Raw genomic sequence first — 2675 nt, 5'->3', positions numbered from 1 at the left:
GAACCCGATCGACCACCCGCACGGCGGCGGCGAAGGCCGCACCTCGGGCGGCCGTCACCCGGTCACGCCGTGGGGCCAGCCCACGAAGGGCCGCAAGACCCGCAAGAACAAGGCGACGGACAAGTTCATCATCCGCTCGCGTCACGCTCGGAAGGCTCGCTAAGCCATGACCCGTTCCGTCTGGAAAGGCCCGTTCGTCGACGGGTATCTGCTCAAGAAGGCCGAAGCCGTCCAAAGCTCCGGCCGCAAGGACGTCATCAAGACCTGGTCGCGCCGCTCGACCATCATGCCCCAGTTCGTGGGCCTGACCTTCGGCGTGCATAACGGCCAGAAGCACGTCCCGGTGCTCATCTCGGAAGACATGGTCGGCATGAAGCTGGGCGAGTTCGCGCCCACCCGCTTCTTCCCCGGTCACGCGGCCGACAAGAAGGCCAAGAGGAAGTAAATGAGCAAGCAAGCCAAGGCTCGCCGTCACACGGCCGCCGAAGCGGTGGCGAAGGTGCGCAGCGTGCGCATCAGCCCCCGCAAGCTCAACCTCGTCGCTCAGTCCATCCGTGGGCTGAAGGTGCAGCGCGCCCTGAACGAGCTGGAATTCAGCTCGCGCCGGATCGCCGCCGACGTGCGCAAGGCGCTCTACTCGGCGATCTCGAACGCCGAGAACAACCACAACCTCGACATCGACTCGCTGGTCGTCGCCGAGGCGTACGTGGGCAAGAACCTCGTGATGAAGCGCTTCCACGCCCGCGCCCGCGGTCGTGCGTCGCGCGTCGAGAAGCCGTTCAGCGAGATCACGATCGTGGTCCGCGAAGTGGGTGAGGCCGCCTGATGGGTCACAAAGTCAATCCGGTCGGGCTCCGCCTCGGCATCAACCGCACCTGGGACAGCCGCTGGTTCGCCGACGGCCCCGAGTACGGCAAGCTCCTGCACGAAGACATCAAGGTCCGCCGCGCGCTGAAGAAGCGCCTGAACCAGGCCGGCGTGTCGCGGATCATCATCGAGCGTCCGCACAAGAAGTGCCGCATCACCATCTATGCCGCGCGCCCGGGCGTGATCATCGGCAAGAAGGGCGCGGACATCGAGAAGCTGCGCAAGGACGTCGCCGCCATGACGGACGGCGAGATCCACCTGAACATCGTCGAGATCCGCAAGCCGGAGACCGACGCCCAGTTGGTCGCCGAGAACATCGCCCAGCAGCTCGAGCGCCGCGTCGCGTTCCGTCGCGCCATGAAGCGGTCGCTGCAGAGCGGCATGCGTCTGGGCGCCAAGGGCATGCGCATCGAGGTCGCCGGCCGTCTCGGCGGTGCGGAAATCGCCCGCGCCGAATCCTATCAGGAAGGGCGCGTGCCGCGTCACACCCTGCGGGCCGACATCGACTACGGCGTCACCGAAGCCAAGACGACCTACGGCATCATCGGCGTGAAGGTGTGGGTCTTCAAGGGCGAGGTCCTCGACCACGACCCGATGGCCCTCGACAAGCGCCTGGCCAGCGAGAGCGGGCCCGCCGGCGAAGGCGGCGGCCGCGATCGGGATCGTCCGGACCGCGGCCCGCGCCGCGAGCGCCGCGGCGAGCCGCAGAACGCTTGAGGATCTGAGAGATGCTTTCCCCTAAGCGCACCAAGTACCGCAAGCAGTTCAAGGGCCGCATCCACGGCCTGGCGAAGGGCGGCTTCACCCTGAACTTCGGCTCCTACGGCCTGAAGTCGGTCGAGCCCGAGCGCATCACCGCGCGGCAGATCGAGGCGGCGCGCCGCGCGATCACGCGCCAGATGAAGCGCCAGGGCCGGGTGTGGATCCGCATCTACCCCGACGTCCCGGTCACCGGGAAGCCGGCGGAAGTCCGGATGGGCAAGGGCAAGGGTTCGGTCGAGTTCTGGGCCGCCCGCGTTCACCCCGGCCGGATCATGTTCGAAATCGACGGCGTGCCGGACGATGTGGCTCGCGAAGCCCTGCGCCTCGGCGCGGCGAAGCTTCCGATCAAGACCCGCATCGTGACCCGCATCGACGCGCCCGTGGAGCACGCGTGATGAAGATCGACGAAGTCCGGGGCATGACGCCCGACCAGCTGAACGACACGCTCGTGAGCCTCAAGAAGGAGCAGTTCAACCTGCGCTTCCAGAAGGCCACGGGTCAGATCGAGAAGACCCACCGCGTGGACCAGGTGCGCAAGGACATCGCGCGCATCAAGACGGTCCTGCGCGGCAAACAGGCCCAGGCCTGAGGAGCACAGACAGATGCCGAAGCGAATTCTCGAAGGCGTTGTCGTCTCCGACAAGGGCGACAAGACGGTGGTGGTGAAGGTGGAACGCACCTTCCTGCACCCGGTGCTGAAGAAGACCGTCCGCCGGTCGAAGAAGTACCACGCCCACGACGAGGCCAACGCCTGCAAGGCGGGCGAGACCGTCCGCATCATCGAATGCGCGCCTCGCTCGAAGACGAAAACCTGGGAAGTGCTGCCTGCCGGCAGCGCGGCCCAAGCGTAAGGATCGACAGTCATGATCCAGATGCAGACTAACCTGGACGTCGCCGACAACTCGGGCGCCCGCCGGGTCATGTGCATCAAGGTGCTGGGCGGCGCGAAGCGCCGTTACGCCAGCGTCGGCGACAAGATCGTCGTCTCCGTGAAGGAGGCGATCCCGCGCGGCCGCGTGAAGAAGGGCGATGTGCTGCAGGCCATC

The 2675-nt window shown here is 66.7% G+C and carries 7 protein-coding genes and 1 pseudogene; all 8 read left to right on the top strand.

All coding sequences use genetic code 11. The annotated features are described in order from the left end of the window. Positions 1–163: pseudogene (rplB, locus tag JNL41_RS02740) on the top strand (50S ribosomal protein L2); the annotation flags it as partial. A 3-nt stretch (positions 164–166) separates the two neighbouring features. Continuing rightward, positions 167–445: a 30S ribosomal protein S19 gene (gene rpsS, locus JNL41_RS02735; RefSeq protein WP_293472738.1), complete on the top strand. Its 279-nt coding sequence runs from the start codon at positions 167–169 to the stop codon at positions 443–445. Then, on the top strand, positions 446–826 hold the full coding sequence (gene rplV, locus JNL41_RS02730; RefSeq protein ID WP_293472737.1) for a 50S ribosomal protein L22: 381 nt from the start codon (positions 446–448) through the stop codon (positions 824–826). After that, entirely contained in the window at positions 826–1584 is a 759-nt protein-coding gene (rpsC, locus tag JNL41_RS02725) for a 30S ribosomal protein S3 (protein ID WP_293472736.1), read from the top strand. Before rplV ends, rpsC begins: the two co-directional genes overlap by 1 nt. An 11-nt stretch (positions 1585–1595) precedes the next feature. Next, a complete protein-coding gene (rplP, locus tag JNL41_RS02720) occupies positions 1596–2024 on the top strand; it encodes a 50S ribosomal protein L16 (RefSeq protein ID WP_293472735.1) in 429 nt (142 codons plus the stop codon). After that, entirely contained in the window at positions 2024–2218 is a 195-nt protein-coding gene (rpmC, locus tag JNL41_RS02715) for a 50S ribosomal protein L29 (RefSeq protein ID WP_293472734.1), read from the top strand. Before rplP ends, rpmC begins: the two co-directional genes overlap by 1 nt. A 13-nt stretch (positions 2219–2231) precedes the next feature. Beyond that, the gene (gene rpsQ, locus JNL41_RS02710) at positions 2232–2480 is read left to right on the top strand and encodes a 30S ribosomal protein S17 (RefSeq protein ID WP_293472733.1); all 249 of its coding nucleotides are present in this window, start codon (positions 2232–2234) and stop codon (positions 2478–2480) included. Between the two features lie 12 nt (positions 2481–2492). Further along, positions 2493–2675: uL14 family ribosomal protein (locus tag JNL41_RS02705; protein WP_293472732.1), on the top strand; the 183-nt coding region annotated here is incomplete at its 3' end.

It is taken from the genome of Phenylobacterium sp., from assembly GCF_016793285.1.
Classification (GTDB): Bacteria; Pseudomonadota; Alphaproteobacteria; order Caulobacterales; family Caulobacteraceae; genus Phenylobacterium.
The sequence above is the reverse complement of the archived record's forward strand: the minus strand, read 5'-3'. Positions and strand labels throughout refer to the sequence as shown.